This window comes from Roseiconus nitratireducens (assembly GCF_008629675.1).
In the GTDB taxonomy this organism is placed as follows: domain Bacteria; phylum Planctomycetota; class Planctomycetia; order Pirellulales; family Pirellulaceae; genus Stieleria; species Stieleria nitratireducens.
Map to the genome: position 1 here is coordinate 705424 of NZ_VWOX01000002.1, position 24761 is coordinate 730184.

Here is a 24761-nt window from a genome sequence, read left to right on the forward strand (position 1 = left end):
TCGTCGTACTCCGCGCAACGCCAAGCAGGAACAAAGTACCCCGCTTCGACCAGCCGACGACGTACTGAAGCGTCGCAATTTCAGAATGCGACTTCCTGTGCAGGCACTAGCAAGTCTCCGCGGTCGAGTAGCCGGTGACAGCCGATCGCAAGCGCGATTAGCCAAAGGCCCCATTCATTGTTGAGGAAGTTCCCGAACAACGATTGAATAAATAGCCCGCATAGGCCGGCTACAATGGATAACGAGACAATGCTAATGAAGAGCTGGTTTGTTTGAATTGCGTGCCGCGACGTCCGCCACGCCAGCAGCAGTCCTGAGGCAAACAAGGCCAGGCGAAGTGCCAGGCCCTGAATCCCCCACTCGCAAGCCTCGTTAATATAGCCTTGATGCACGGATCTCGCCGCGCCGACCCCCGTAACTCGATGAATGTAGCGCTCACCGTATACGTCTTTAAACCCCCCGCCACCGGCTCCCAGCGGATGTTCAGAAATCATCATCAGACCAGCTTGCCAGAATTCTACCCGGCTTGCCGCAGACCGGTCCCGCTCTTCGGCGTCGTTAAATGTTGTCGCGAACCGTTCTAAAATGCGGGGGTCTCCCAGAAGCAACCAGCCGGCTAATAGTCCCAGTGCAGCAATTTTATAGACTTGGGGACGTATTGAACTGGGTGCAGCGGCGAGGTACACGATTCCCAGGATGATCAGCCCTAAGAAGGCGCCGCGACTGTTGCAGAGCAACAACACGTTTAGGATGAGGGGCCCGGACATGACTGCAATCGCCTTGTCACGGCGTTGGCCGAATAGGAAGAGTGGACCTATGAACGCAATGCAAGTGACCATCAAACACGCCAAATCGTTCGACGTTGATGCGCTCGCCGTTCCCACTCCCTCCAGTCGCCCACCGCTGACACGACCGCGATCATTGAACGTTACCTCGTATCCCATGTACGCGGCGCCAAGTACGATTGCGACAATGATAATCTTGAGGTCCGTTTCGCTGCGAATGCTGTAGAGCATCGACACAAAGAGAACCATCATCTTCAGCAACAGGATGTATGTAACGCTGCTAATCGCCAGGCTCGGCGCGAGCAGAAAGTGGACGAGTGTCGCATTTGCGGCAATTAGCAGCACAAGAGTGATGAACCGGTTACTGACCCGCCGGGTGCCTAGATCCCGTTCGCTAAACGCCCCTGCCAGAATAAGGCTGCCGAACATCACCAGTGAAGCAAATAAATTCCAGCGGATATGGGCCACCGCACTTCCCCACCACCAATACGGAGGCGCGAGGAAAAAGGTCAGCATGTACAGCGCCACCCCCCAAGCCGGCCGGCGCAGCGCTGCTACGGCCAGGATGACGAATAGCATCAACCAGAGAATAAGGGTCAGGTTCATTGATGAACGTTCCCTGCCGAGGACAGGCGCGTTCCCTGTCTTATCGCTAGCATCTGGCGGTAGAGTTGCGCGTACCGCTGCGCCATCTGCACGGCGGCAAACAACTGCTGGTGACGCCGCATTGCGGCCCCTCTAAGAGAAAGCCGGCAATCCGCTGAGGACAACTCACCAATACCACCCACCAACGCGTCGACGTCTGCTGGCGGCACCAAGCGACCACATTCGCCGTTGCGGCCCAAAACCTCTGCAGAATCACCTACTTCCGTGGCGACTACTGGGCATCCGGCCGCCAACGCTTCCACCATTGATTGGCTCATACCCTCACTGTGACTGGTGTTGAGATACAGATCAAACAGCGAAAGCCAAGGGCCGACATTATCTTGGTGACCGGCGAAGTGGACGCGATCGCTGACAGCTAGCTCCACCGCCAAGTCTGTCAATCGCTCCTGCTCCGGACCGTCCCCCACGAACATCAGGTGATACCCGCGGCCTTCGGCCATTAGCTTTGCAAGGGCTCGGATAGCCAAATCAAAACCCTTCACGGGCACCAGCCGACCAACGCTCCCGAGTAGCACTGCTCCGTCGGGCACGCCGAGCTCGCGGCGGCGGACAGATGCCTGCTCGGCGGAGAGAAGACCGTCAGGAGCTTCGACGCCGTTTGGGATTACATATACATTTTCAGCCGGATAACCGCAGCGGTCTTCAATCCGCCTTGCCACCGTATGGGCGTTTGTGACGACAGCATCGCAGCGCCGCATGGCCCATCCAGCCATCCGGCCGCGTACCCGCATCCGCAGCCCGCGCATTTCTGCAGCCCCAAGGACACTTCCCCGCTCCGCATGTATATGCACGGGGACTTTGGCTCGACGGCGGGCGAGATGCGACTCGATGAGAGTACCCCAATTATGGGAATGAAGCACATCCACTTGATGATGCTCAAGGACCTCGGCGAAGCGACGAATGACTGAACGGTCAAACGCCTTTCGGGTACCAAGTTCAATAACGGGCACGTCACACGCCTCGATCCAATTCGCGGCTGGGCCGGTCCTGCTCAAACAAACGACGAGGGGGGCGAAGCGGTTGTGGTCGAGCGAGTTGATCAAGCGCGCAATGCTGCGCTCAGCGCCTCCGATCCGCATCGAGTGGATCGCGTACGCGACGCTGATTCGGGACAGCCTGTCTGGGTCGATTGTGGCCACTTGACCGGTCACCTGACACCCAGCAGCCACATCGTCAATCATCTCGATGGGTTTGTTCGACTGTGAAATCACGACGCTGAAACGCACTGATTTGCTGCTGACGTTTTCGAAGCCTGTTCGCGGCGCAGCCATCGAGCAAAAAAGAGCATCCTCCACAACTGGCCCGAACGGTCGCGCACGCCACTCTGGTGCTCCTTCGCCAAGCTGCGAATCGCATCCATGCGAAACATCCCTGATCGCTCCAGTGCCGAATCGTTCAGCGTTTCCTCCAGCATGGGACGCAGTCGCCCACGGAGCCAGTCGCCCAGCGGAATTGAAAAGCCTCGCTTCCTCGGCTCGAGAACCGATTCAGGCAACTGGTTGGCGAAAGCGTGTTTCAAAATGTGCTTGGTTTCATGCCCCTTGATCTTCCACTCCAGAGGAAACTTCGCCGCAAGCTCAACCAGACGATAATCGAGCAAGGGCGCACGAACCTCAAGCGAGTTCGCCATCGACATCCGGTCCACTTTCACCAGGATGTCATCGGGCAAATACCAGCGCAGATCAAACAGCGTGTAGGGAACCAGCGGGTCCGCCCACGCTTTCCGGAGTTCTGGCGTCAAGAGTTCGTCGGAGACGCGAGCGGGAATCGTCTCAAGGAACTCTGGACTAAGCAGACGTCTGGCCTCCAACTCGGCAACACCGCCCGCGAAGAACTCCTGATTCCCAAGAGCCATCGCCTGCAAGAACCGCTTGCCGGGGACCGCTCCGGGAAGTGATGCCGCAGCCTTTGACAGCGGACTAAAGAGACGACGGAGGGCCACTGCATCTCGACGTGCCAGGATTCGCTGGTAGCGTGAATAGCCACCAAAGCTTTCGTCGCCGCCATCGCCCGCCAGAGCCACCGTCACATGTTGCCGCGTCAGTTTAGAAACCAGAAAAGTAGGAATGGCCGAGGAATCCGCGAACGGTTCGTCAAAATAATGAACAAGCTGCTCAACCAATCCAACCGCGTCGGGCTGGACCGTCAGTTCATGATGATCAGTGCCATACATCGTCGCGACGTCGCGTGCATACTGCCGCTCACTATACCGCGGGTCGTCGAAATCGATGAAGAAGGTTTTTACCGGTTTCGAACTCTGCTGAGCCATCAGTGCGACGACGATGCTGGAATCGACACCGCCGCTCAAAAATGCCCCTAGCGGGACATCACTGATCATGCGAATCTTGACCGCATCGAAAAGCAGCGTTTTAAGACGCTCGGTGGCATCTTCGAACTTTAGTGCTGGATCGATCTCGCCGTCGACACTCCAGTACTGCCTGATCCGCGTCGTGCCTTTCTCGACAACCAACATCGAACCTGGAGGAAGTTTTCGTATCAACCGATAAATGGAACGAGGTTGGTTGATGTAACCGATCGTCAGGTAATTGAGTACGGCTTGAGGATCAATGGTGCGATCAATCTCCGGTTGCTCCAGCAGGCACTTGATCTCCGAGGCAAAGGAAAACTGCTCCGGTCCATCGTGGTAGTACAGCGGCTTTTTGCCCAGCCGATCCCTAGCAAGGATGAGACCTTGCCGATTGCGGTCCCAGATTGCGATGGCAAACATCCCGTTGAGATGCTTGACGAATTCATCGCCGTACTCCTCGTAGAGGTGCACGATGACTTCGGTGTCGGTGTGGGAAGAGAACTGGTGGCCGCGTTCGATCAGGTTCTGGCGCAGCTCCTGGAAGTTGTAGATCTCTCCGTTCTGGATCACGCAGATCGAGCGGTCCTCATTGAAAATCGGCTGCGATCCGCCCGCCACGTCGATGATGCTGAGCCGGCGCATGCCGAGGGCGATCGGTCCCTCCGCGTGGTAGCCGTCCTCGTCCGGGCCGCGGTGGACCATTTGGTCGCACATGCGTCGAACCAACGGCAACGAAGGTTCCGCCGACGGCGATTTGGCGACAATGCCCGAGATGCCACACATTTTACGTTATCGGTCCCGCCTGCAAATTGATTCCGGTGCTCGGAGGCCACGCATCACGCAGGAACCTCCGCGTCGCGGGTTCGTTCCGTAGCGGGTTGGACGCCGCAGACGGCGGTGGGAAAGTCGAGCACCTCGACGTCATCAAGACCCGCTTCACGGAACCAGCGTTTGACCTCATCCTCGCGATGGGAGTGAGCATATTCAGGGCTTAAGCTGTCGAAATCACTCATCACCCGCTGCCAAAAGTTGCTGCCACCACGTTTCGGCGCGGCGCCGGGGATCAGGCGGCTGAATCGGTGGCCGCCAGGCAGGGCTCGGATCCAAGAGAAAGCGGCTTGGTTGACGATGCACCAGGAGTAAAGCGCTGAGTGGGGGAATCTGGTCGTGTACCTTCGCCATCGGTCGGCAACACGTTTGCGGTCCGGGTGGTAAACCCAGATGGCAACACGACCATCGGCAGCGGCATACGGAACGATTGCCTTGAAGGCCTGCTCCGTGTCGGGCGTATGATGCAGCACGCCGAGTGAAAACACATTGGCAAAGGATTGTCGGCGAAACGGCATCTTGAACAGGTCGCACTGAACAATATGGACGCCGGGTTGACGGCCGACGAAGTCATACGCCAGTTCGACAGAATGCGTACTCAAGTCGACGCCAACGATCTGACCTCCGTGCCGCTGCACGACGTCGAGGTAGCGGCCGTAGCCGCAGCCGATTTCTAACGAAACGCCCTGGTTGAGATCCGAAAGGGGTATTCCCGTGGATGGTGTGAAACGTGCGTCGCCGGAACGATCGTGCTCGTAATGACGAAAATGGCGGCGGACGTACAGACGCTGCTTACTGAACGAGTCTGCATAGGCATCAGCGTCAACGAAACGCGGGATGCCACGCGAAATCGGGAACCCATGTCCGTTATTACAGCGAAGCTGACCATTGAGGATTTCGCCATCGATTGTCGAATCCGATTCACAACGCAGCGGAGACTCACAATCGGGGCAAACGAGGAGGTCGATTAAATCTGTTTTCATCGGGTCTTGATCATTGGCTGCGGCATGGCGCTTCGAGTTTATCGGGCGATTGGCGAGTCAAATGGAGCATTGCGTGCGTGTAATACGAAGTCGGAATTCAGAAAAAAATTCGCCACGGGATTGCTGATTAGTGCCCCAATCCCGCGAAGTCTATAGGGAACCGGGTACTGAACGCGGCAATCGACGAATCCTGCTTCGCGGAAGATCGCCATCCACGCCGCTGGCTGTTGGTGGAGTCGCCAGTTGATGGTGCGCAGGCGGGGGTTGGACAAACAGGCTGGCAGGCCAAGCTGTCGTGCCTGAGTCCAGACGCTATAGCGGCACACGTCGGTAATCACGGCAAGGCCAGCAGGTTTCAGCCACGACTTCATCTGCGTAGCGATTTTCACGAATGCATCGAATGTGGGTCGGTGCCAATTCGCATGATCCTCGGACTCCTGCAGATGATTGATGGAGGCATTGGAGACGATCAGATCGAAACGCTCAGATGGTTCATACTGTTGAAAATCGGTGGTCACGATCTCGATCTGGTCAAGCCCCAACCGGCAAATCCGTTCTTGTTGAATATCGACAGCCCCCGATCGCGAACCGTCCATTTCCGGCTCCATGCTCACAACTCGGCGTGCACCGGTGGTTGCCAACCACAGCGACGTCAGTCCTCGACCGCTACCGACATCGAGTATCGACTTGCCTGGAATGGAAATGCCGTGAAACATGCTTCGCATCGCATCTTCAAATCCGGTCGGATTATGGTGACCGTCTTCGGCAAGGATCGAAGCGAAAGTGTCAGAACAGATCACGAAAAATCTAGTTTCGCACATCGAAAAAATCTGAAACCACAGCCCGCGTTACAGAACATCTCGATACACCGACAAGAGTTGATCGACCATTCTGTCGAACGAGAATGACTCGACAACTCTTACCCTTGCCTTTCGTCCCATTTCGGCTGCCGCGCTAGAGTCGCGGAGAAGGCAGAGTATTCTCTCCGCAAGATTTCCAGGATTTCGTGGCTCGCAAAGCAAGCCAGTCTCACCGTCGGAGATGTATTCGGGAATGCCTCCCACCCGCGAACCGACGGCTGGACGTTCGCAGGCAGCTGCCTCGAGCAAGACGTTGCCGGCAGCTTCGGTGACGCTTGGCAGGACAAATACATCGCACGCTTGAAAGTATGACGGCAACAGACTTCGACCAACAAAACCCCTCAGTTCGAGATGCGACTTCAGTCCATGAATATCGCGGAACTCTTGAATTTCTTCCTCGAGCGGGCCTTTTCCGCAAATGACGAGCCGTGTCTCCGGGACGTGCTGCCGAACCACTTGAAATGCCTCCAGTAAATCCCGAACGCCCTTTTGGGGCCCCAAGTTTCCCACAAACAGTATCGTGGGAGCATCACTCAGGTCGAGGCGTTGCTTTGCATCGCCTTGGTTGCCTGGGCTAAACGACTCGTGATCAACTCCCTTGTGAATGACGCAAGTTTTCGAGGGAATCGCCCCTAAGGTATGCGCTCGCTCGATAACGGCCGAGCTGATGCCAATGATACGATCTGCCATCTGAAATGCGTATCGAAGCCGCCTTCGGAAGTAGGCATCATCGTATTTTCCATAGCCGATCTCGGGTACCTCAAAAACGTCAGCTCCTCGTAGTGTGATCACGAGTGGAACCCCGGTAAGTCGCTTAGCGAGGGCACCTGCTGTGCCGCTCGGCCGCGCCCAGTGGCTGTGAATGAGATCAATTTTCTCTGCCCGAACTATCCGTTCAATCGATCGTTGGATACGGACCAGCTCAATTCGCTCCACGACAGAATTAGAGGCGAGAGCGTCACATCCTCGGTAGCGGAGCGAACTCCAAACCGCATCAAAGCTGGTGCCAAGTTTCCGCTTTCTAGGATGCGTGTGTCGAACGAAATGATTACACTCACGCCCAATCCCGCTGTGGCCCACTGTATGAAACCGTACGCCACGTCTCATCAAGGCAGATAACTCATCATCCAAGAAGCTCAACTTCGTCAATGCCTGAGCATCTGTGCTCTCCGGAAGTAAGCCAAGTACGTTCACGTCCGACTTTCCCCACTCAATTCTGCGTGCGTGGCATTCCCGAGCCGCACGGAGGTGGCGGCATGACGTTCACCCAATGCCATTGCTACTGGACGAATTACTCTCTTCCAGTCATATTGTTCGGCCAGCGCGCGTGCCGCGCTTCCTCTTATCGCGGCAGGGATGGCAAGGTACTCGGGTATGACCGATGCAAGTTCGGCAGCATCGCCCACGCGAAACAGCTTTCCGGCGTCGGGGGCCCCGGAAAGGAGCTCTTTGAAGTAAGGAAGGTCGGAGGCAATAACGCCTCGCCCGAAAGTGAGAGCGGCGAGTAGCGCGCCGCTGCCGGTAACAGAGCGATACGGCAGCAAAATCCCATCACTCGCGTTCGCATAGTCCGCGAACTCCTGCTCCGTCAGTGAGCGTTCAACAAGCGTGATTTGAGGTGAGCCTGCCATTGAATGAAGGCAACCAGCGGAGAATTGCGGATGTCGCTTACCCGCGATTAGCAAGTGGACGTTTGACGGCAAACACTCGACGGCACGGCAAGCTAAGTCAATACCCTTGTAGTGTCGTAGATTTCCCAGGCAAGCGAGCAGCGGAATGTCCTCTGCAACTCCGAGTTCACGCCGGACTAGCTCGCGAGACCGCGGAGGAGGGTAAGCACCGTCGTAATTGCCGTGCGGCATCACCACGATCTGGGCCTCAGTCTGAAAGCGTTCACGACACTCGCGCGCAGTAGCCCCGTCATGACAGATGAGCAAGGTCGCGTAAGAGGCAAGACACTCGAAGGTGCGGCGTTGAATAGGGGATTCACCTTCGTGCGGGGTGATGTTATGTATCGTCCAAACAACCTGTTTCCCGTGATTGCGGGCAAGTCTAAGGAATTCCCGCAATTGCAGCAGCCGAAATGGGGGCGAAAGCCATTTACTCGCCTCGCCGCATCTCCAGCAACCCGGCAACCGCTGGAGTGATCGCACCCAACCGGGCCGGTGTGTGAGCAATCCTTCAGGCCAGTGGAAATGGACCGCATCAAACGAGTCGATATTTTTCCGTAGCCAACTCCGGCTAAGTTTCATGTTGCCTACTAAGCGGACGTCATGGTTGCTAAGCGCACGATAGAAAAGGCTCAAGTATGGATTTGCGCTCCTGACATTCGCGTTAGTTATCAAGCGGAGGTTCCTATGTTCCATATTCAGATCCCGCGTAGCGGCGTCGCTCGCAGTCTCTCTCGCGATCAAGACTACAGTTCAATTCCACAAGCTTCGGATCCACTAAAGCATTGCCCGATTCAGAGTTTCAATCTTTTCGTCGAGCCTGTCAATTTTTTCTTTCCACACCACGTCTTTGCTGAGGAACGGCTCACGCCTCGCAACGGCCGCAAGCCAGTGTTTGCAAACCGAAAGTTTGAAGCCACGCTTGATGCGCTGGAAATTAGTAGTTGCAGAGTCTTCGGGAAAAGGGAAGGGCACTTTGACTCTATTGAGCGACAATTCCATTGCGCCGAGCCAATCAGCCCACTTCCAAGCCCCAACGGAGCCCTCTGATAGGCGAGTTCGTAGTGAAATCGGAATCCAGGGTATGCGCAAGCAGTCTGCTGCAATCGCGCCGTGCATCGCCTCGGAAAGAATCAATTTGCACTGAGAAATTAACTCTAAAACCCGTTCCACTCCAGCTTCCGGAGAGATCAACACAAACCCTAACTCGTCGCACACACGCTGCCAATCCGCGGATGGCAGCGTGTGATAATGCGGCACAAAACCCACGGGCGCGTTTGCGGACGGATTCGCCGTTTTATATCCAAGCAGTGCAAGGCAGTAAGCGGGGTCTGCGATAAACTCTGAGCCGCGAAACGGCGACGTCTGAGCAGTGCATGGCCCCCGAACGAAGTGAACTTTCAAGCCGTGATGGCCACACAAGTTTGTTACTGGGCCTCGCGTTCCGGCCCCAAAGACCTCGACCGCTGGAAACTGCAAGAGCCTCTCATCCAAGACACTACCAATCGCTACAAATTGCGCACTGGGAGCCTCGGAGTTTAGGTATCTCGACAAAAGCTTCGGCCAAATATACCGGTTCAAGTCGTCGCCAAAGTTTCCTTGGGATCGGTTGAAAGAGTATATTTCCATTACGGAAATCGCGTTAATAGGGTAGGCTTTGTCAAAATACTGGCCAGAATCCCGGAAAGAGATTATGGCTTGGTCTTCAAGAGAATGAAATGTAGAACGTTGAAGTGAGCCTTCGTACCAGGCGGGCGAAGCATTCGGCTCTGCTTTCGAATCGTTGGGTGGTAGAAAAGCCTTTCAGCTGGCTTGGTCTATGGCGGGAGTTCAGTCGCAACAACAAACATCGAAGGGAGTTAGGTAGGCAATGATTTTCGCAGCATCGATTGGTCTGGTGCTCAAGTCGCTCGCGACAACCAGCTACCGGTCTTAATTCGATCATGGACTTACAAGGTGAATCGTTCTTAGATAGATTTGCGCCAGCATTGCAGAGTTTCTGCATGTTCTTGCCACGTCCGAGACTAACCCCATCCATCTGGGAACTTGCAAGCAGCGTTCGAAATTGAACCAGGAATGATTGCGGCGACACCTCGTACAGAACTACCTGCGGAGGCTAACGACAAGTAACGCCGCAACACGTTGGGATCGCGGTGGATCCTTCAATTTCCCAACCAACCACTCTGATTCATTCTAGGCGTGGCCCTAGTCCTAGTTAGCCGCCGAGCGTACTGCTTAGGGGACGAAGAGCTACTGCCGCCGCACTCCGCCAAAGGCAACGTTGCGGACCGTGACCAAGGCAATTGGATCTATTAGGTATACAGACAAAACGTATGATACTGAACCGCTAGCTACGGCTATTAGCAATGTGTATGCGGAGATGCCTGGGGCAAACAGTTGCGCAAGAAAGCTTGTGGCTCCACATGCGAATGAGGCGATGAGAGGGTTTTTGAGTACGCGAAGGGATGCTGAGATGGTAATTTCGGGTGATATATGTGAGATGACGGCTAAGTTGAGAAAATACAATGGCAGAACCGCCATGGCGTAGGAAGCGGCAACGCCCAGAACGCCCCAATGCACACCCACGAGAAAACTCGCTACCCGTATGACCCCGCGAAGTATGCCCATTCGGAACAACAAGTCGGTTCTACCTTTAGCGACGTAGATCTGATTGATAGGCGCTGAAGCCGACTCCAGCATTCCTACCGGCGCTAAGATCTGAATCAATGGTATTGCCAGTAGCCATTTTTCGCCTATCGCGACACGCACAAATGGGTCCGCGAGTACTGTGAGCCCAATCATCATTGGGAACGTCACTAAAGCAATGGCGCCGGACGTCCGTAGACAGACCTCTGCCAACCGTACATTGTTGTCTTGAAGTTTCGATAGCTTCGGAAACAGTACGCGAGTGACGACACTTGAGACTGAGTCTCGCGGTACAAGCATCAACTTGTAAGCCAGTGAGTAGTATCCCAGCGCCACCGGACCGAGAAAAACCCCAATGATCAAGTTGTCCGCGTTTCGGGCGAAGTAGTTGAAGATATTGAAGCCGGTTAGGTTCAATCCAAACCGCAAGCATTCTCGCAAGCCCGCGCGGTCGATCACCATTGCCGGACGAAAGGGGACCGCCAGATTGATCAGGATCATTTGGACGGCGGAACTCGCCAGGGTGGCGGCGACTAATGCCCACACGCCCCAACCAAAATAGGCCAGTGGTATCGCAGTACCTCCCGCCGCAGTCACTCCGCCGATTTCACGCAATGCCAGTTTCTTAAATTCCATCTGCCGCTGGAGCAGGGCGGCGGGAATCATCGTGAATCCTGCAAATAGGAAGGTGATCGAGAGCACCGCGATGATTGGAGTGACGCGTGGGTCGTCGTACATCCACGCCGCCAGCGGAGCGATCGCCAGCACTACTAGCCCCACGAAGATACACACGCCGAGGTTGACCCAGAAGAGGGTGCTCAACAGATCGTCAGAGATCTTCTTTCGCTGGACGATCGCGCTGTTGAAGCCCAAATCCCGGAATATCTTCACAAAACCGGTGATCACGGTCGCCATCCCCAACAGCCCGAAATATTCCGGGGCAAGTAGCCGCGCCATCACCATCGAGATGACGAACTGCATCCCCTGGGCGCCGTACTTGGAAAAGGCGCTCCAGCGGACAGCCGAATAGCCGTCCATCCGAGGCTTCCGATTCGACTTGGCCTTCGGCTCGACGTTAGCGTCGGCTTTGGGCTCGTCAGATGTGGGAGTTTCGGTGGTCAAGGAGGGTAGCTGTCAGTCGTGGCTTGACGTGAGGTCGTCCGCAGGGGAATCTCTCGCTATCGCGTGAAGAGGTACCGGCGGGGCTGTGGGCTGGCGCCTTCGCGTTAAAGAAAGGCCGCGCGATGGCGCCTTCGCGTTAAGGTGGAGTGGTGGGCTGGCTTCTTTGCGTTCGCATAATTTGTTGGCTAAGTTGGCGGGCGAGGTCGCGGCCATCGTAGTTCGCTCGGGCCGATTCTCGGTCTTGTGGCTGACAGCTTTCGATCCGCTCCACACATCGCTGCAGCGTCGCTGCGATCTCCTCAACGTCTCCCGAACCCACCGACCAAGCATTGCCTGCCTCTCGGATCACATCACTCGTGGCTCGGCTGTCGCAGACCGCTAGGATCGGTTGATCAAACAACAGCATCTCGTACAGCTTGCCTGGTACCTGCAGCGGTGTCGCCGGCTGCACAATCAACAGGATGTCGGCGCCCGCCATTTGCTCCATCACCTCGTGATGGGACATTGGTGGAAGACATTCCCATAAATGATCGATGCCGAGCTGCCGAGCCATCCCGGTGGGGTCAAACTGGCCAGCCACCACGCCGATCTGCTGGAAGCGGACGTCAATCCCCTGGCGGTGCAGCTGCGCGATCGCGTTTAAAATCGGTCCCGGATCGCGCTCGCCGTACAGCGTTCCCGGGTGACACAGTACCGGAACGGGCCGGCGACCGTCTGCCGCCGTCTGCTCCCGCTGCCGCTCCCGCAGCTGTTCGGCAACGGGCACAAGATCAGGATCGTAGCCATTGGGGATCGCAACAATTTTCTCGCTCGGCAGATCAGGGTAGGCCCGCCGGAAATCCTCCGCCGACGCCTCGTTATTGACCACCACACAATCCGCTTCCCTGACAACCTGTCGCTCGAAATAGGGAAACAGCCGCTGCCCCCACGGATTCCTGGCCTTGATCCAAGCCTTGCGGGCAAAGGGGTCGCGGAAGTCGGCGATCCAGGGCAGCCCCGTCTGCCGGTGAATTTTCAAGCCTGCCAAATGCGCCGAGTGGGGTGGACCGGTGGTGTAAATTGCGTCGAAGTCGCCGTCGCGGCAAAGCTCGAGTCCTCGCACAGCGGCTTGACGGGACCAACCGATATATTGATCGGGGGTTTCCGTGATCAGTTCCCAGCCGGGGCGAAGGACGTTTTTGGTTGTGCGTTTGAGTGGGGCCAGCGGACTGGGCGTGGCTCGGTCGCTCGGCGACTGGTTTACGGCGTCCGCGTTCGGTGGAGTCGGGGGCTCGGGAGATTCGCCGACGCGGTGGATGATGACGTCGTCAGGTACCTGAGCCAGTAGCGACTCGCCGCCGGGATCCGGATCGCAGTTTCGAGTGAGTACCGTTGGATGACAGCCAAACTCGCCCAAGTATTTGACGAACCGGAGTGTGCGATGAACGCCGGCCGTTGCTGCGGGCGGGAAATTGATCGCGAGCATGAGCAGATTGGTTTCGCGAACCGGATTCTCTCTGACTTCAGATGACCGAGCGTTCGATTGGGCAGTTGTTGTGTTCAAGGAGTCTTCGGTGTCGAAGCTTGGCCGAGAGTAGGTCAGGTCAAATGCTGATGCCAAGCTGGACTGTCACTTTGAGTGAGAAGCGGGACGCTGGCCGCGGTTCTTTTCGCACGAACCGGCGGCTAGCGTCTTGCCGCTCATTACACGGCAAATCAAGGCCTTTCTGATTGAACGTGGCGTTGTCGAGCTTGGTTACTACTTGAAAGACCAGGCGAGCCGCGGTCGGCGCGGACTTCGTCCGCTTGGGTGGCAGTGGTGTTTCTGCTAACCAGACGTTTTGCGGTCATTTGCCCCTCTCTCCACGGTCCCTGCCCCTGCCTCTCTTGTGCATCGATCGTCGATGCAGTGGTGCCCTTTCGGATTGATGACGGGCGTTGCGAGATGCTTCTTCCTTGGAAGATTTCGCTTGTCGTGGATGGCGGTCGGCTGAAGCCTCCACACCAACGATCAGGCCTCATTTTCCTTGAAGGCTACGTTCTGGCTAGCGACCAGATTCGCATTTTCGCCAAGCGTTTCGGCGGCGTCACAAGATGCTCCGTTTGCATCGGTTGTGCGCGACTCCACCGCACGCAAAACACTCTCCATCGTGTCAAACGGATACGTCGACAGCATCCGCCGCAGCCTGCCCTCGGTTCGCTTCAGACCGACGTAGTGACGAAAACGACTCCTTCGTTCGATCCCACGAATCCGCGGCTGCCCCGGATCGACTTCCCACGGATGCGTGTAGAACATCGCCGGGCGTCCGTGAGCTTGGATTCTGCGAATCGCTTGCGACGTCATTCCCCACGGCAGCAGCCGGAAATACCCGCCGCCGACCGGTACCGAAACGCCTCGGACCCGGGCAATCGAAGGCGGGAACTCGCGAATGCGACCGGCCGGTGTTTGGATCCAGTGAATTTCCTTCTTGGCGTTCGGCATCCCGTAGCGGTCGTGCCCGCGAATCGGGAACACGCTGCTGTCGACCTTGAACCCCTGCTGGACCAGAATCTCCAACGCCCAAAGCGACTTGCCGGTGATCGAAAAGCTGGGCGCCCGGTAGGCCGTCGGAACGACACCGCACGCGCTGGCGATGGCCTCTTTGCTGTCGGCAAGATCTTTCGCAAAGGCTTCCGGGGTCAGCGAATACACCAGCTGGTGCCAGAATCCGTGCGACGCAATCTCATGGCCCTCTCGGGCGATCCGACGGACCAGACTGGGGTGCCGCTGCGCGACCCACCCCAAGATAAAGAACGTGCCACGCACGTTCGCGTCATCCAAGACGGCCAGCAGACGCTCGGTACTAGCGACGACGCGGCTTTCGAACTGATCCCAATTCGCACGTCGGATTTTTTTTTCGAAGCCAGAGACCTGGAAGTAGTCTTCGACGTCGATCGTCATCGCGTTGGGAACAGACACGGACATCGCTTTAGAACAACGCGCGGGCGGTGGCAGGCAAACGGTTTCGGGAGTGAAATCAGTAGACCGAAATCAACACGTTGTCAAACAGGGTCGGAAGCGATGTCGTGGTTGTAGGACTTGTGCGGCCGAGCGGGGCGCGGGGTTGGGATACGTCGCTCGAATCGGAAGGATGGGCAGACCGGACCCGAATGGGAGCAGACCGGCGGCTAGCGCCTTGCCGCTCAGGGAGTCAGAGCTTATTTGGGATGGCGGGGGCGATCGACACGCAGGCTGGTCGCTGCGACGACCGGCACGCCGTCACAATCGGTCGAACCGCCACGATGTCCGTCTTCGGGAAGCAGTCCTTGGGCCTCCAACACGTCGCGTCGGCAAAGTTTCATCCATCGCATCACCGTCGTACCGCGGATGCCGACCATCCGCATCACCGTCGCCATTACCATCCGCAGATCCAACCACAGGCCCGCGTTTTCGATGTAGTGCAGATCCAGGCATTGTTTGCGGCGGACGTCGTCGATCGTTCGATCCGGCTCCAGATTGATCTGGGCAATGCCCGTGATCCCGGGTTTGACGGCCGTGCGATCGTAGTAGCCGTCGATTTTCTGGGCCAGCTTCTCACAGATTTCGGGACGCTCCGGCCGGGGACCGGTGAGCGACATTTCGCCTTTGGCGACGTTCCACAACTGCGGCAACTCGTCCAAGTGGGTTTTCCGCAAAATCGCCCCCAAAGGCGTGATCCGTGAATCCCCTTTGGTGCTCCAGCGGAGGACTCCATCGGCTTCCGCATCGGCGCGCATCGTCCGCAGCTTAAACACGTCAAACGTTTCACCATGCAGCCCGACGCGTCGTTGGCGATAAAGTCCGGCTCCCTTGCTGGTCAGCCGGACCAGAACGATCAACAACAGGATCAACGGGGCGACCGCGAACAGCATCACGGTCGACAGCACGCGTTCGACCTGATACTTGCGGCGAAAATAGCGGCCACGCTGGACCGCATCCCACTGCTGCCCGCGGGCCTGCTCCACCTTAGAAAGGCGGCGACGCCGCTGCACCGCGATCGGAGCGGACGCTTGTGGTAGGCTGGCGGTCATGATGGACGAATCATCATCGTCGTGTGCCGAGGCCCCAGCACCTTCGTAGTTGTATTCCAACAACGCTCTGGTCCTTCAATGAATGAGTGGTTCTAGATGTGGTAGAAGCGAAGCGAGAAAAGACTTGCAAGCATTAAAATCAGACTGAGCAACCGGCCCCGCCAGTTGGATCTTGTAAAGATCGGCCGTGGGCCAGAATCGCGGATGATCCGCCGCCGTGAATGCGTCTCCGTTGGACCACCCGTACCAAACTTCCAGCGAAGGATCGGGATTCCCATCTTCCAGGAACTGAACGGACCAGAAATGGTGTTGCTGTCCGTCGGTCGTCACGGTCTCAACACGTGCCTTCCCAGCTTGCTCGGTGCCTTCGGAGCTGTAACAGATCTCGGGGGTGTGCACCGCAATCGGTCCGCGGGGCCCGTACAGGACGGCGACGTTGATGATCGATCCGGTGGGCTGGTGCCGGTAAACACGCACGACCGAGCCGTAGCACCGCAACATCTTTGCCGCACTGTCCGCCAGTTCTCCTTCTTCGACCAACTGCCAGTCGCCGAATTCAGCCGGAATCTCCAACAACTGCTCGCCCAGACGCGTCTTGTCTTCGGCCAGCGACCAGCGGCCGTCCAGGTAGCCGTGGACGACGCCCGACATCACGATCAGCACCAGCAAAGCGACGACCGCGTAGCGACGGGAGTTGAAAGACGGTTTGGAGTTCGAATCAGACAAGGGACGATCGTGGCGAACGGGGGACGTGAGGGAGTGGCAAATCAGGGGATTTGGGGCGGCGTGCCCCATGTTAACCCGAAGCTTTCAGATTAGTGAACAAATATGAATTTTTCCGGTGGCTGTGACAAAGCTTGTCAGTAGTTCTGATCGTACCCGTTGAGAACGTTCGGCCGGGTGGGCAGTACACAGAATCGATGCTCATCTGACGGGTTTTTCTAAAGTTGTTGTCTGTTCCGGATCAGGTCATCCAGCGCAGCGTCGAGATCACGTTGGAGGGCCGAAGAAATCTCGCGTTCCTCGGGTGTCAGAGCATCCAAATCGATCGCATCGACATCGATGGCCGACCACATCTCGCGTGCCTGGTCGATTTTGCCCTGGGCGACCAACGCCAGAAACATGTGGAACGAGAACCGAGGGTTGGACGATTTTTCGATGGCCGCCGCGAACGCGTCAATCGCCTCGGTCAGTTTCCCGGCCTTCAGGTAGACGGTTCCCAACGTATCGAGCAATTCCGGGTTCTCACCGGCCAACTTGATTGCCTGCTGGATCGGCTTGATTCCATCCACCGCCCGGCCGGGAAGCTGCGTGTACGCCATCGCCAAATTGTTGAGCGCCCGAATCCGCGTCGGATCCAGTTCCAGAACACGGCGGTAGCGTTCGATGGCATCACGGACGTCGCCGTGCTGGAACGCCCACGTCGCGATACTCTCCAACAGGGGAGCATCATTAGGATATTTCTTGTAAGCCTGCTTCAGCAATTCCACGTGCTGCGGCGACACCTCAGAAGGCTTGATCGACAGCATCGCCTCCACCATCAACATCGCGGATTCCGCGTCACCTTCCGACTTGTACCGCTGGGCCGCGGTTTCGGCCGCTTTGGCGTACTGACCGCTTTTGGACAGGGCCACAATGTAGTACTTCAACGTCTTCGGGTTGAATTTGTAAGCCTCCGCAAGCCATTTAACGCTTTCCTCGGCGAAACCAAGCTTCAGCAACGTCGATCCGGCGACAGCGTCCACGCCTCCCTCGTCGGCCACCGCCTCATCGGATTTCGTCTCATCCGCCCACTGCTCAATCCACTGCGCGACCGATGATCTGTCCCCCGCCTTGTTGGCGTAGACAATCCCGATCCGTAATGCCGCAATCGCCCCGCCCGGTGTCGAATGCAATTGATCGAGTAACTCTTTCACCTTCGGCAGGTCATCTTGATCTCCGTAATCCAACAGAAAGCCCGCATACCGGAACTGATCGCCGACTTTTGGCTCTTCAACACTGGCCAACCGTTTCAAAATTTGCTCGGCCTGGTCAAGAAAAGCCTGCCGGGCGTTCTCATCAACCGGCGACGGTTGGCTATCCTCGCCTTCACCGGACGGCGTCTCGGTTTTCGCCAATCGGATTAAGACAAACGCACGAACGAGCGACGCGTCATGCTCAAATTCCGGTTGTTCCAGTGCGATCGTCTCGAGCCTTTCCAAAGCTTGCAACTGCTGGTTGCGATCACCTTTGACGCCGAGCAAGACCGCATACTGGAATTGATTCAGCGAAGCACCGTCAGCATCTGCAAGCAATTCGGACAGTTCTTGCCAATCGACGTCACCGCCACCGCGGGCCATCAACGCAACGGCCAACTCGCTGCGCACCTGTGGGGTCTTCGGAAACTCGCTCAGGGCCTCGCGAAGTACCTGAATCTGGTCATCCAGACGGTCTTGGATGCGGTACAGACGGGCCAGCGCTCGCTTGGTTCTCCACGAGGAGCGGAGTTGATCAGCACGTTCCAGCTGTGCAATCGCCGGGTCAGTCTCGCCAAGTGCCAGATGAGCCCGCGCCGCAACCATCGCCCGATCGGCGTCGTCGATTCCGTTGGAGAGAACAACCTCCAATTGCTTTCGAATACTGTCCGAATCGCCGAATTGAATCTCAATGTCCAATCGGACCGCCTGCAATGCGATGTCTCCGTCCGTGGTGGCGGATTCGGCATCAGCGATGGCTGACCGCGCGACCTTTTCAAGCTCCGCGCCGGTCAGCTGGTCCGTCGTATCAGACTCCTCCGTCGCGTCCGCCATGTCAGCCAACATCGCAGCAATCTTCGCAACGGCCAGGAAAGGGGTTTTCTCCGGACGCCGCTGTGCGGCATCCTGGGCGGCAGTCAATACCTGGGAGAGATTTTGGCGAGTACTAGCCGAATCAATCTGACGTGAACCGTAGGCGTCAGTGGCTCCATCGAAAACCATGGACGCACGCAAGATTTCTTTCTCCGCCTCTTCCATCCGACCAAGCCCGATCAATTGCTCCCACAGCAGTTGCCGTGTCAATTGTTGACGATCGCCCACGGCGATGGCGTCGCGCATCTGTTCGACTGCCTTCTCCGATTTTCCAACCAGAGAGTAAATCCAACCCTGCACCGCCATCGCCATTCCCCATTGCGGGCGGAAGACCAACACGTCGTTCAGATTGGACTGCGCAGACTTCAATTCTTCGTTGTCGGGACTGATCGCCCCATCGGAATTCAGCAGGTGCTGCACGGTCTGGCGAACGTCGATCAACCTCCAATACGTGCCGTGATCACCTTCCAAATCCTTGAGGGCCTGCCACCATTGCTTCGCATCTTCTCGACCACCCTCTGGAAGCCGCAACGCAAGCTCGTGCAGTGCGAACAAATCTTGTACCGTGCGTTCCGGCTCCGGAATCATCTGCAAAGCTTCGTAGGCTAATTCCAATTCACCGGAACGTGCCGCGCAGGTCATCGCCAACTTCGCCAATTCGGCATCCACGTTGGCGTCGGAGCTCGGGTGTTTTTTAAGATGCTCGATAATTCCCTGCGCGGCCTGGGCTCCATCACCTCCGATGGCCTCGACCACTGCATTGGCACGCACATACTCTGGAGATTCCGAACCTCGGATCTGGGCCAATCGCTCCAGCGTTCCCTGAGCTTGTTCGGAAAAACCAGCCACGGCCAAACGGCGGGAAGCAAAATCCTGGACTCTGGCGCTGTCGGGAAACCGATCGCTGAATTCAAGCAATTCGCCTAACATTCGCTCGGAGGTGACGAATGCTTCATAGGCAACACCGACAGGCGGCACGGACAATTCCAGAATCCGTTGCAGCTGACGCAACTCTTCAAGCAACCGCGTCGCGGATTCATTTCCGGCAACTTGCTCATCCAGACTGTTCAGCGCCTTTGCGATCCGCTGAGTCGTCAATCGCAAACCGGTGAAGTCACGCTCGCCGGGCACCTTCGCGATTTGTTTTTCGAGCTCAGCTTGTGCCGCCGAAAGCTGAACCAGTGGCGACGACGACGACGCGATCATCTTCCAATGCTTATCGGCCTGTCCCTGATGCCCCGCGAGTGTCCAAGCACGGGCCGTCTGTATCCGTAAACGTTCGTCCGCGGGTACCAAATTGGCCGCCTTCGTCAGCGTTTCCGCTGCACGTTCTCTCTGGCCGAGCGTCTCATACTGTTCTGCCAATCGAATCGCGACACGCGCGCGTTCAAGCGGTGACACGTCCACGGTCGAGTTCAGAGCTTCATCGAGAATCCCGATCAACTCCTGCTGCGACTGTTCACTCGGATCAGCTTCCGCCAACAGCAATTGAGCGCGAATCAATCTCGCCTGCCAGCGGGCCAGATCAATCGCCTTTCCGACAGCATTTCGTCTCGCCTGCGACATTTGCGAAGTGGTGGCACGCAACAGTGACTGCGACTTGTTTTCAATCTCCTGATCAAACCGCTCCAATGCTTTCCGGGCCTCCGGCAGGCTCTCGGCGTCATCAAGTCGCAACGCTTTGGCCTGAGCAATCCTTCCCGCCATTTCCAGATTTTCGTCCGGCACCTCTTCGGCCCCGCGTTGCCAAACCGCAACGGCTTCATCGAGATTCTCGCGACGGGCCTCCAGGACGCCGGCCTCCAGAAACGTCGCGGCCCTGAGCATGTCGCCGACTTCGGGCGAATCATAGTCAAGTAGAAGCTCATACCAACCTGCGGCCAGTTCCGCGTCGTCTGCATCAGAGTTTCCGTCGGCGACGCTGCCAGTGTCAGCAACCTGCGATACGGTCGATGTGACCTTTGAAGAGACTCTCCGCGCCGCCTCCAGGACACATAGATAGTTCCAGTAATCTCGTGGAAGCTCGCGTTCCAATCGAAGCGAGGGAGGGATCGCTCGCTTGAAGTTCGACACGGTCGAATTTGTTGCGTCACCGTCTGCGGCAAGTCGCTGAGCGCTCTCATTGGCGGCGGACACCAACAATTTATCAGCCGTTTCTTCATCGCCCGTGGCTCGTGCGTAATTGCTTAGAATCAGGACCGCCCGGGGATCCGGGTTGTTTCGCAACTGATCCAACGTCGCCCGCACCGCCTGATTCAACTCGGATTCCGCCGGTGGCCGTTCGCCCTCGTCATCCGCCGATTCGGTCTGCCCATTCGATGTTGCGACAGATTGCGGAACGACAAAGGATTCCGGCTGATTCCTGGCAAGTTCCAGGAACTCGCCACTTAATTGCAGATCATTCGGATTGGCACTCACCGCTTGCATCACGACGTAGGCCGGGTTCTGATCGGCAAGCCAGGCCCAAAACTCCGCCTGACGATCATGAGAGTCGGGATCTCGTTTGTCGTAAATCGAGGCGCTGACCTGGCCTTGAAGTGCGAGCGCCAACGCCTTCATGGCAAACGGGTCGTTTGGCTGAGCATCCAACGAAAGAATCTGCTGCTCAGCTTGTCGAAGCGGATAGGCCCCGGCATTGCTGCGAAGTGAGTACAAACCGGATTGCACCAAGCGTCGGATCAGTTGGCGTCGCAATTCTTCTGATTGGTCTTCATCAAGCCCCCCCGAAAGCGCCAAAGCATTTGCGAGTTTAGCACGCGCCGAATCGACCGCACCGGCCCATTGATCATCCGAAGCGTCATCAGCGGCTTTATTCGCGGCTAGCGCGGCGCGCAGTCGAGCGCCCTGGTCATCCGGCCACATCTTCAGGTAGCGGGACAGCCAAACTGATTCGGCCTCGTAATCTCCATCCGCGGCTGACTGGTCAGCCCGCGTTAAGAACGTCTCCGCGGTCCGATTGGAGTGGTAAAAGTACGAGGCCGCGGCCAGCCCTGTCACTGCCGCTGCGGTGGCGACCGTTCCGACGAGCAGCGGAACGTTCAACTTCCATTCATAACGCCGCTCGCGTAACTTCCTCTGGTGGATTTCCGAGGTTGTCTTCGGGACGCGCGGCTCCGCGGTAGATGCCGTGGACACGTCCTGACGCTCAAGATCATCAGCCGGAAGGTGCTCAGGGACGGTCAGTTCACCGTCGGTCCGCGAACGGGACTCCAAATCGGAAAGCTCTGGGCCAGATTCCGCCGTCGGCTCGGCAAAAGTGGCTTCCGATCGCGTCTCGGAGCGGTCGCTTTCGTTGGGCGACCCGCTTGGCGTTGGTGTCGAGCGCATGCTCATCAAAATCTATTCGGTCGACAGCGGGAGGGAAGGGATCATCACAGGAAGGACCGTCAAAGTTGCTGCCTTGACGCGCATCCGGTGAGAGATGGCATCCTGCAATTGGGTTTCTTGTCAGGCGTTCAAAGTCGCAACTGACTTTAAGTCTCATGAGTAGTCGGGAATTTCGCCGGCGCCCGCATAGGTATAGTCCCCGTAGCGATAGGCGTACTGACGCGGAGTGACCCCGTTGAAGATCGTCCCGGCGACGTTCGCACCAGCTGCTTCCAGCCGGTGGGTGGTACGAACGACGCTGTCCTTTCGAGTCACGTCTCGCATGGCACAAACCAGCGTCGTGTCCACGGATGCGGCCACCGCAAGCGTCTCGCTGGCGGACAATACCGGTGCGGTGTCGACGATGACAAAGTCATATCGCTTGAGCGCTTGGTCAATCAACTCACGCATCTTGGCCGGGGACATCAACCGGTGCGGGCTGGCCTTCAACCGGCCGGCGGGCAACACGTGAATCAAGTCGCCCAGTTCGGTGCGTACCGCGTCTTCGAATTTCACCTCGTTCAGGAGCACGCCGCTCAGGCCGGGTTCGAGCGTCAAGCCGAACACGTCGTGCTGATCGGGACACCGCATATCCGCGTCGATCAAAAGCACGGTCTTCCCGGTTGCTTTGGCCAATGAAATCGCCAGCTGTGACGCTGCCGTACTCTTTCCCTCGCCCGACATGCTGCTTACGATCGCAAAGGATCGAGCGTCGCGCGTCGACTCCGATAGAAATAGATTTGCCCGTAGCGTATCGACACTCTCCTGGAATACACGTCGCCCGCGCGAGCCTCGTCCGTTCTGCCCGGCCGGCGAACGGGCAAGTTCCCCCACGATCGGGGCTAATCCACCGGTTTTTTCCAGAACTTGGATGTCGGTCACACGGTTGGTCCGCATCTCCCACAACAATCCAAACACGAAGGGGATCAAGAAGCACGCCCCACCCGCCATGGCCATTTTCTTGACCGGAACGTTTTCCACGGGACTCCGCGGCTCGGTCGCATCAGCGAGCAATCGGACGACACCCTCGTGTTCACTTTCCGTCCGGATCGCGTCGATGCGATTGCGCAGCGTTTGCAAGGTTTCGCGTTCAATCGCCAACTCTTGTTGAGCGAACTCCAGTTCGGCCGAAGCGCCGCTGTACTTCTTCATCCGCTCCCGTTCCTGTTCGTACTGCTCGCGGACGCTCGCTAGCCGCGCGACGAGCTGACGCCGCTTCTCCTGATCTTGCCACTTCTGTCGCTCCAATTCCGCCTGGTTCTGGCGGTCGCGGTCGGCCAGACTTCTTCGATACTCGTTCTGAAATGCGATTTTCTGACGTTCGATGTCCCCCTCGGCGTCCTTCAATCGACGCTGGTAGTCGAACTCGATCCTTTCCTTCATTGCTTTTTCGGCACGCGTCCTGGCTTCTTTCCGAAACGCAAGCAACTTTTCTTCCCACTCGTCCCGTTGATCCATCATCTCCCGGTAATACTCTTTTCTCATGCGAGCAACGTCATTGTTCTCCATATCAAAAACGCGATCTTTGAAGTAATTGTAGCGTTGCCTAGCCTCAACCACCGCGGGGTCGTTCTCCGCCATCGCGTTGACCTCGTCGGGATCAAGAATGTCGCGTCGCACATCGATGATTGGCGGAACGAACTTGGGATAGTCCAGGTTTTCGCCGTTGGACGCTAAGTTTTCGCGATCCTGGCGCTGCCCCTTCTCAATTGCGTCCAACATTTCGATCTCCGCCTCCAGCGACGAGATTTGAGACTGCAATTGGCCGAATAGAGAAATGCTATGCTGATTCTCCATCGAAGAGAGCGGCGCCGACGGATTGTAGCCGAGCGTTTTCTCAGACAGTTTCTGAACGATGTCCTGCTTTTCCTGCACCTTCTTTTCCCGGTCTCGAATTGCCGGTGTCAGGTAATTGATCAGGCTGTTGACCCGGTTGGTATCCATACTGTCGCGCTGCGATAAATAGGACACTACAATCGCCGTGCAAATCTTTTGAGCGTACTCTCGGTCGGTGTCGGTATAGCTCACTTCCATGCGAGATTTGCTTCCGGCACTACGAATCGACAAGTTATCTCTCAGGTTTTGCTCCGCCTGTTCCGGGTCCGACAAACTGGGAGCATTGCGAAGTTCCGGGTCTTGAAGAATTGGATCCAGAACCACGGGGTTGACGATCAATGGTTTTTCGGTCCGGGCAATGTCATCCAACGCGGGCATTACTCCTTTGAATGCCACGTAGTCCCGACTCGCCTCCAGCAGTGCACTGGATTCATACCGTGGCACAAACTGCTTCAACACCGCGAAGGCGGCGACCGATGCGAGAACAAGCCCTACCGGAACGGCCCAGTACCAAGTGCGTCGCAACGTGACCCAAATCAGCCAAGGGTCAAACGCGTTGCTCGAATGCCCGTGACCGGGATGCCCGGGACGATGATGTCCAGGACCGTGCCCGGGATGCCCATGGCCAGGCTGATTCGTGTGCAACGTCATGGAATGGGTACCGGTTGAGTTTTGTGCGACCATCTGCGTGTTGCCAAGCGAGCCAGTATTTGAAATGAAGTGACGCAGTTAGAACAGTTTGCAGTCCGCGAGAGGACTCAGTTGAATGTCATCAAAATCACCACCTGCGATTCCGCGGTGTGGTTGCCGTCAACGCAAACACCCCACTGATCA

The 24761-nt window shown here is 57.2% G+C and carries 15 protein-coding genes; all 15 read right to left on the reverse strand.

Annotated features, from left to right (window positions below; genetic code table 11):
- Nucleotides 1-80: 80 nt before the first annotated feature.
- Nucleotides 81-1391 carry an O-antigen ligase family protein gene (locus tag FYK55_RS05195; protein WP_150075288.1) on the reverse strand — a complete coding sequence of 437 codons (1311 nt, stop codon included), beginning with the start codon at nt 1389-1391 and terminating at the stop codon, nt 81-83.
- Nucleotides 1388-2746: a glycosyltransferase gene (locus tag FYK55_RS05200; RefSeq protein ID WP_150075289.1), complete on the reverse strand. Its 1359-nt coding sequence runs from the start codon at nt 2744-2746 to the stop codon at nt 1388-1390. The genes FYK55_RS05195 and FYK55_RS05200 overlap by 4 nt, the downstream gene beginning before the upstream one ends.
- A complete protein-coding gene (gene asnB / locus FYK55_RS05205) occupies nt 2659-4542 on the reverse strand; it encodes an asparagine synthase (glutamine-hydrolyzing) (RefSeq protein ID WP_150075290.1) in 1884 nt (627 codons plus the stop codon). The genes FYK55_RS05200 and asnB overlap by 88 nt, the downstream gene beginning before the upstream one ends.
- A 53-nt stretch (nt 4543-4595) precedes the next feature.
- On the reverse strand, nt 4596-5570 hold the full coding sequence (locus tag FYK55_RS05210) for a methyltransferase domain-containing protein (RefSeq protein ID WP_150075291.1): 975 nt from the start codon (nt 5568-5570) through the stop codon (nt 4596-4598).
- A 38-nt stretch (nt 5571-5608) separates the two neighbouring features.
- A complete protein-coding gene (locus FYK55_RS05215) occupies nt 5609-6286 on the reverse strand; it encodes an SAM-dependent methyltransferase (protein WP_161604319.1) in 678 nt (225 codons plus the stop codon).
- Nucleotides 6287-6418: 132 nt separating this feature from the next.
- The gene (locus FYK55_RS05220) at nt 6419-7537 is read right to left on the reverse strand and encodes a glycosyltransferase family 4 protein (RefSeq protein WP_235908441.1); all 1119 of its coding nucleotides are present in this window, start codon (nt 7535-7537) and stop codon (nt 6419-6421) included.
- An 83-nt stretch (nt 7538-7620) separates the two neighbouring features.
- Nucleotides 7621-8736, reverse strand: coding sequence for a glycosyltransferase (locus FYK55_RS05225; protein ID WP_161604321.1), 1116 nt, complete (start codon nt 8734-8736; stop codon nt 7621-7623).
- 141 nt (nt 8737-8877) lie between these two features.
- Nucleotides 8878-9504: a polysaccharide pyruvyl transferase family protein gene (locus tag FYK55_RS05230; RefSeq protein WP_161604322.1), complete on the reverse strand. Its 627-nt coding sequence runs from the start codon at nt 9502-9504 to the stop codon at nt 8878-8880.
- Nucleotides 9505-10350: 846 nt separating this feature from the next.
- The gene (locus FYK55_RS05235; RefSeq protein ID WP_150075296.1) at nt 10351-11784 is read right to left on the reverse strand and encodes an MOP flippase family protein; all 1434 of its coding nucleotides are present in this window, start codon (nt 11782-11784) and stop codon (nt 10351-10353) included.
- Nucleotides 11785-12004: 220 nt separating this feature from the next.
- Nucleotides 12005-13333, reverse strand: a complete 1329-nt coding sequence (locus FYK55_RS05240) for a glycosyltransferase (RefSeq protein WP_150075297.1) — start codon at nt 13331-13333, stop codon at nt 12005-12007.
- A 525-nt stretch (nt 13334-13858) separates the two neighbouring features.
- Nucleotides 13859-14812, reverse strand: a complete 954-nt coding sequence (locus FYK55_RS05245) for an XrtA system polysaccharide deacetylase (RefSeq protein ID WP_150075298.1) — start codon at nt 14810-14812, stop codon at nt 13859-13861.
- Nucleotides 14813-15045: 233 nt separating this feature from the next.
- Nucleotides 15046-15960 (reverse strand): sugar transferase, encoded by a 915-nt coding sequence (locus FYK55_RS05250; RefSeq protein WP_235908429.1) that lies wholly within the window; start codon nt 15958-15960, stop codon nt 15046-15048.
- A 12-nt stretch (nt 15961-15972) separates the two neighbouring features.
- Complete coding sequence (locus tag FYK55_RS05255) at nt 15973-16623, reverse strand: exosortase-associated EpsI family protein (RefSeq protein WP_235908430.1); 651 nt, start codon at nt 16621-16623, stop codon at nt 15973-15975.
- Between the two features lie 215 nt (nt 16624-16838).
- A complete protein-coding gene (locus FYK55_RS05260; RefSeq protein WP_150075300.1) occupies nt 16839-22058 on the reverse strand; it encodes a hypothetical protein in 5220 nt (1739 codons plus the stop codon).
- A 147-nt stretch (nt 22059-22205) separates the two neighbouring features.
- Entirely contained in the window at nt 22206-24452 is a 2247-nt protein-coding gene (locus FYK55_RS05265; protein WP_161604323.1) for a polysaccharide biosynthesis tyrosine autokinase, read from the reverse strand.
- Nucleotides 24453-24761: the final 309 nt, after the last annotated feature.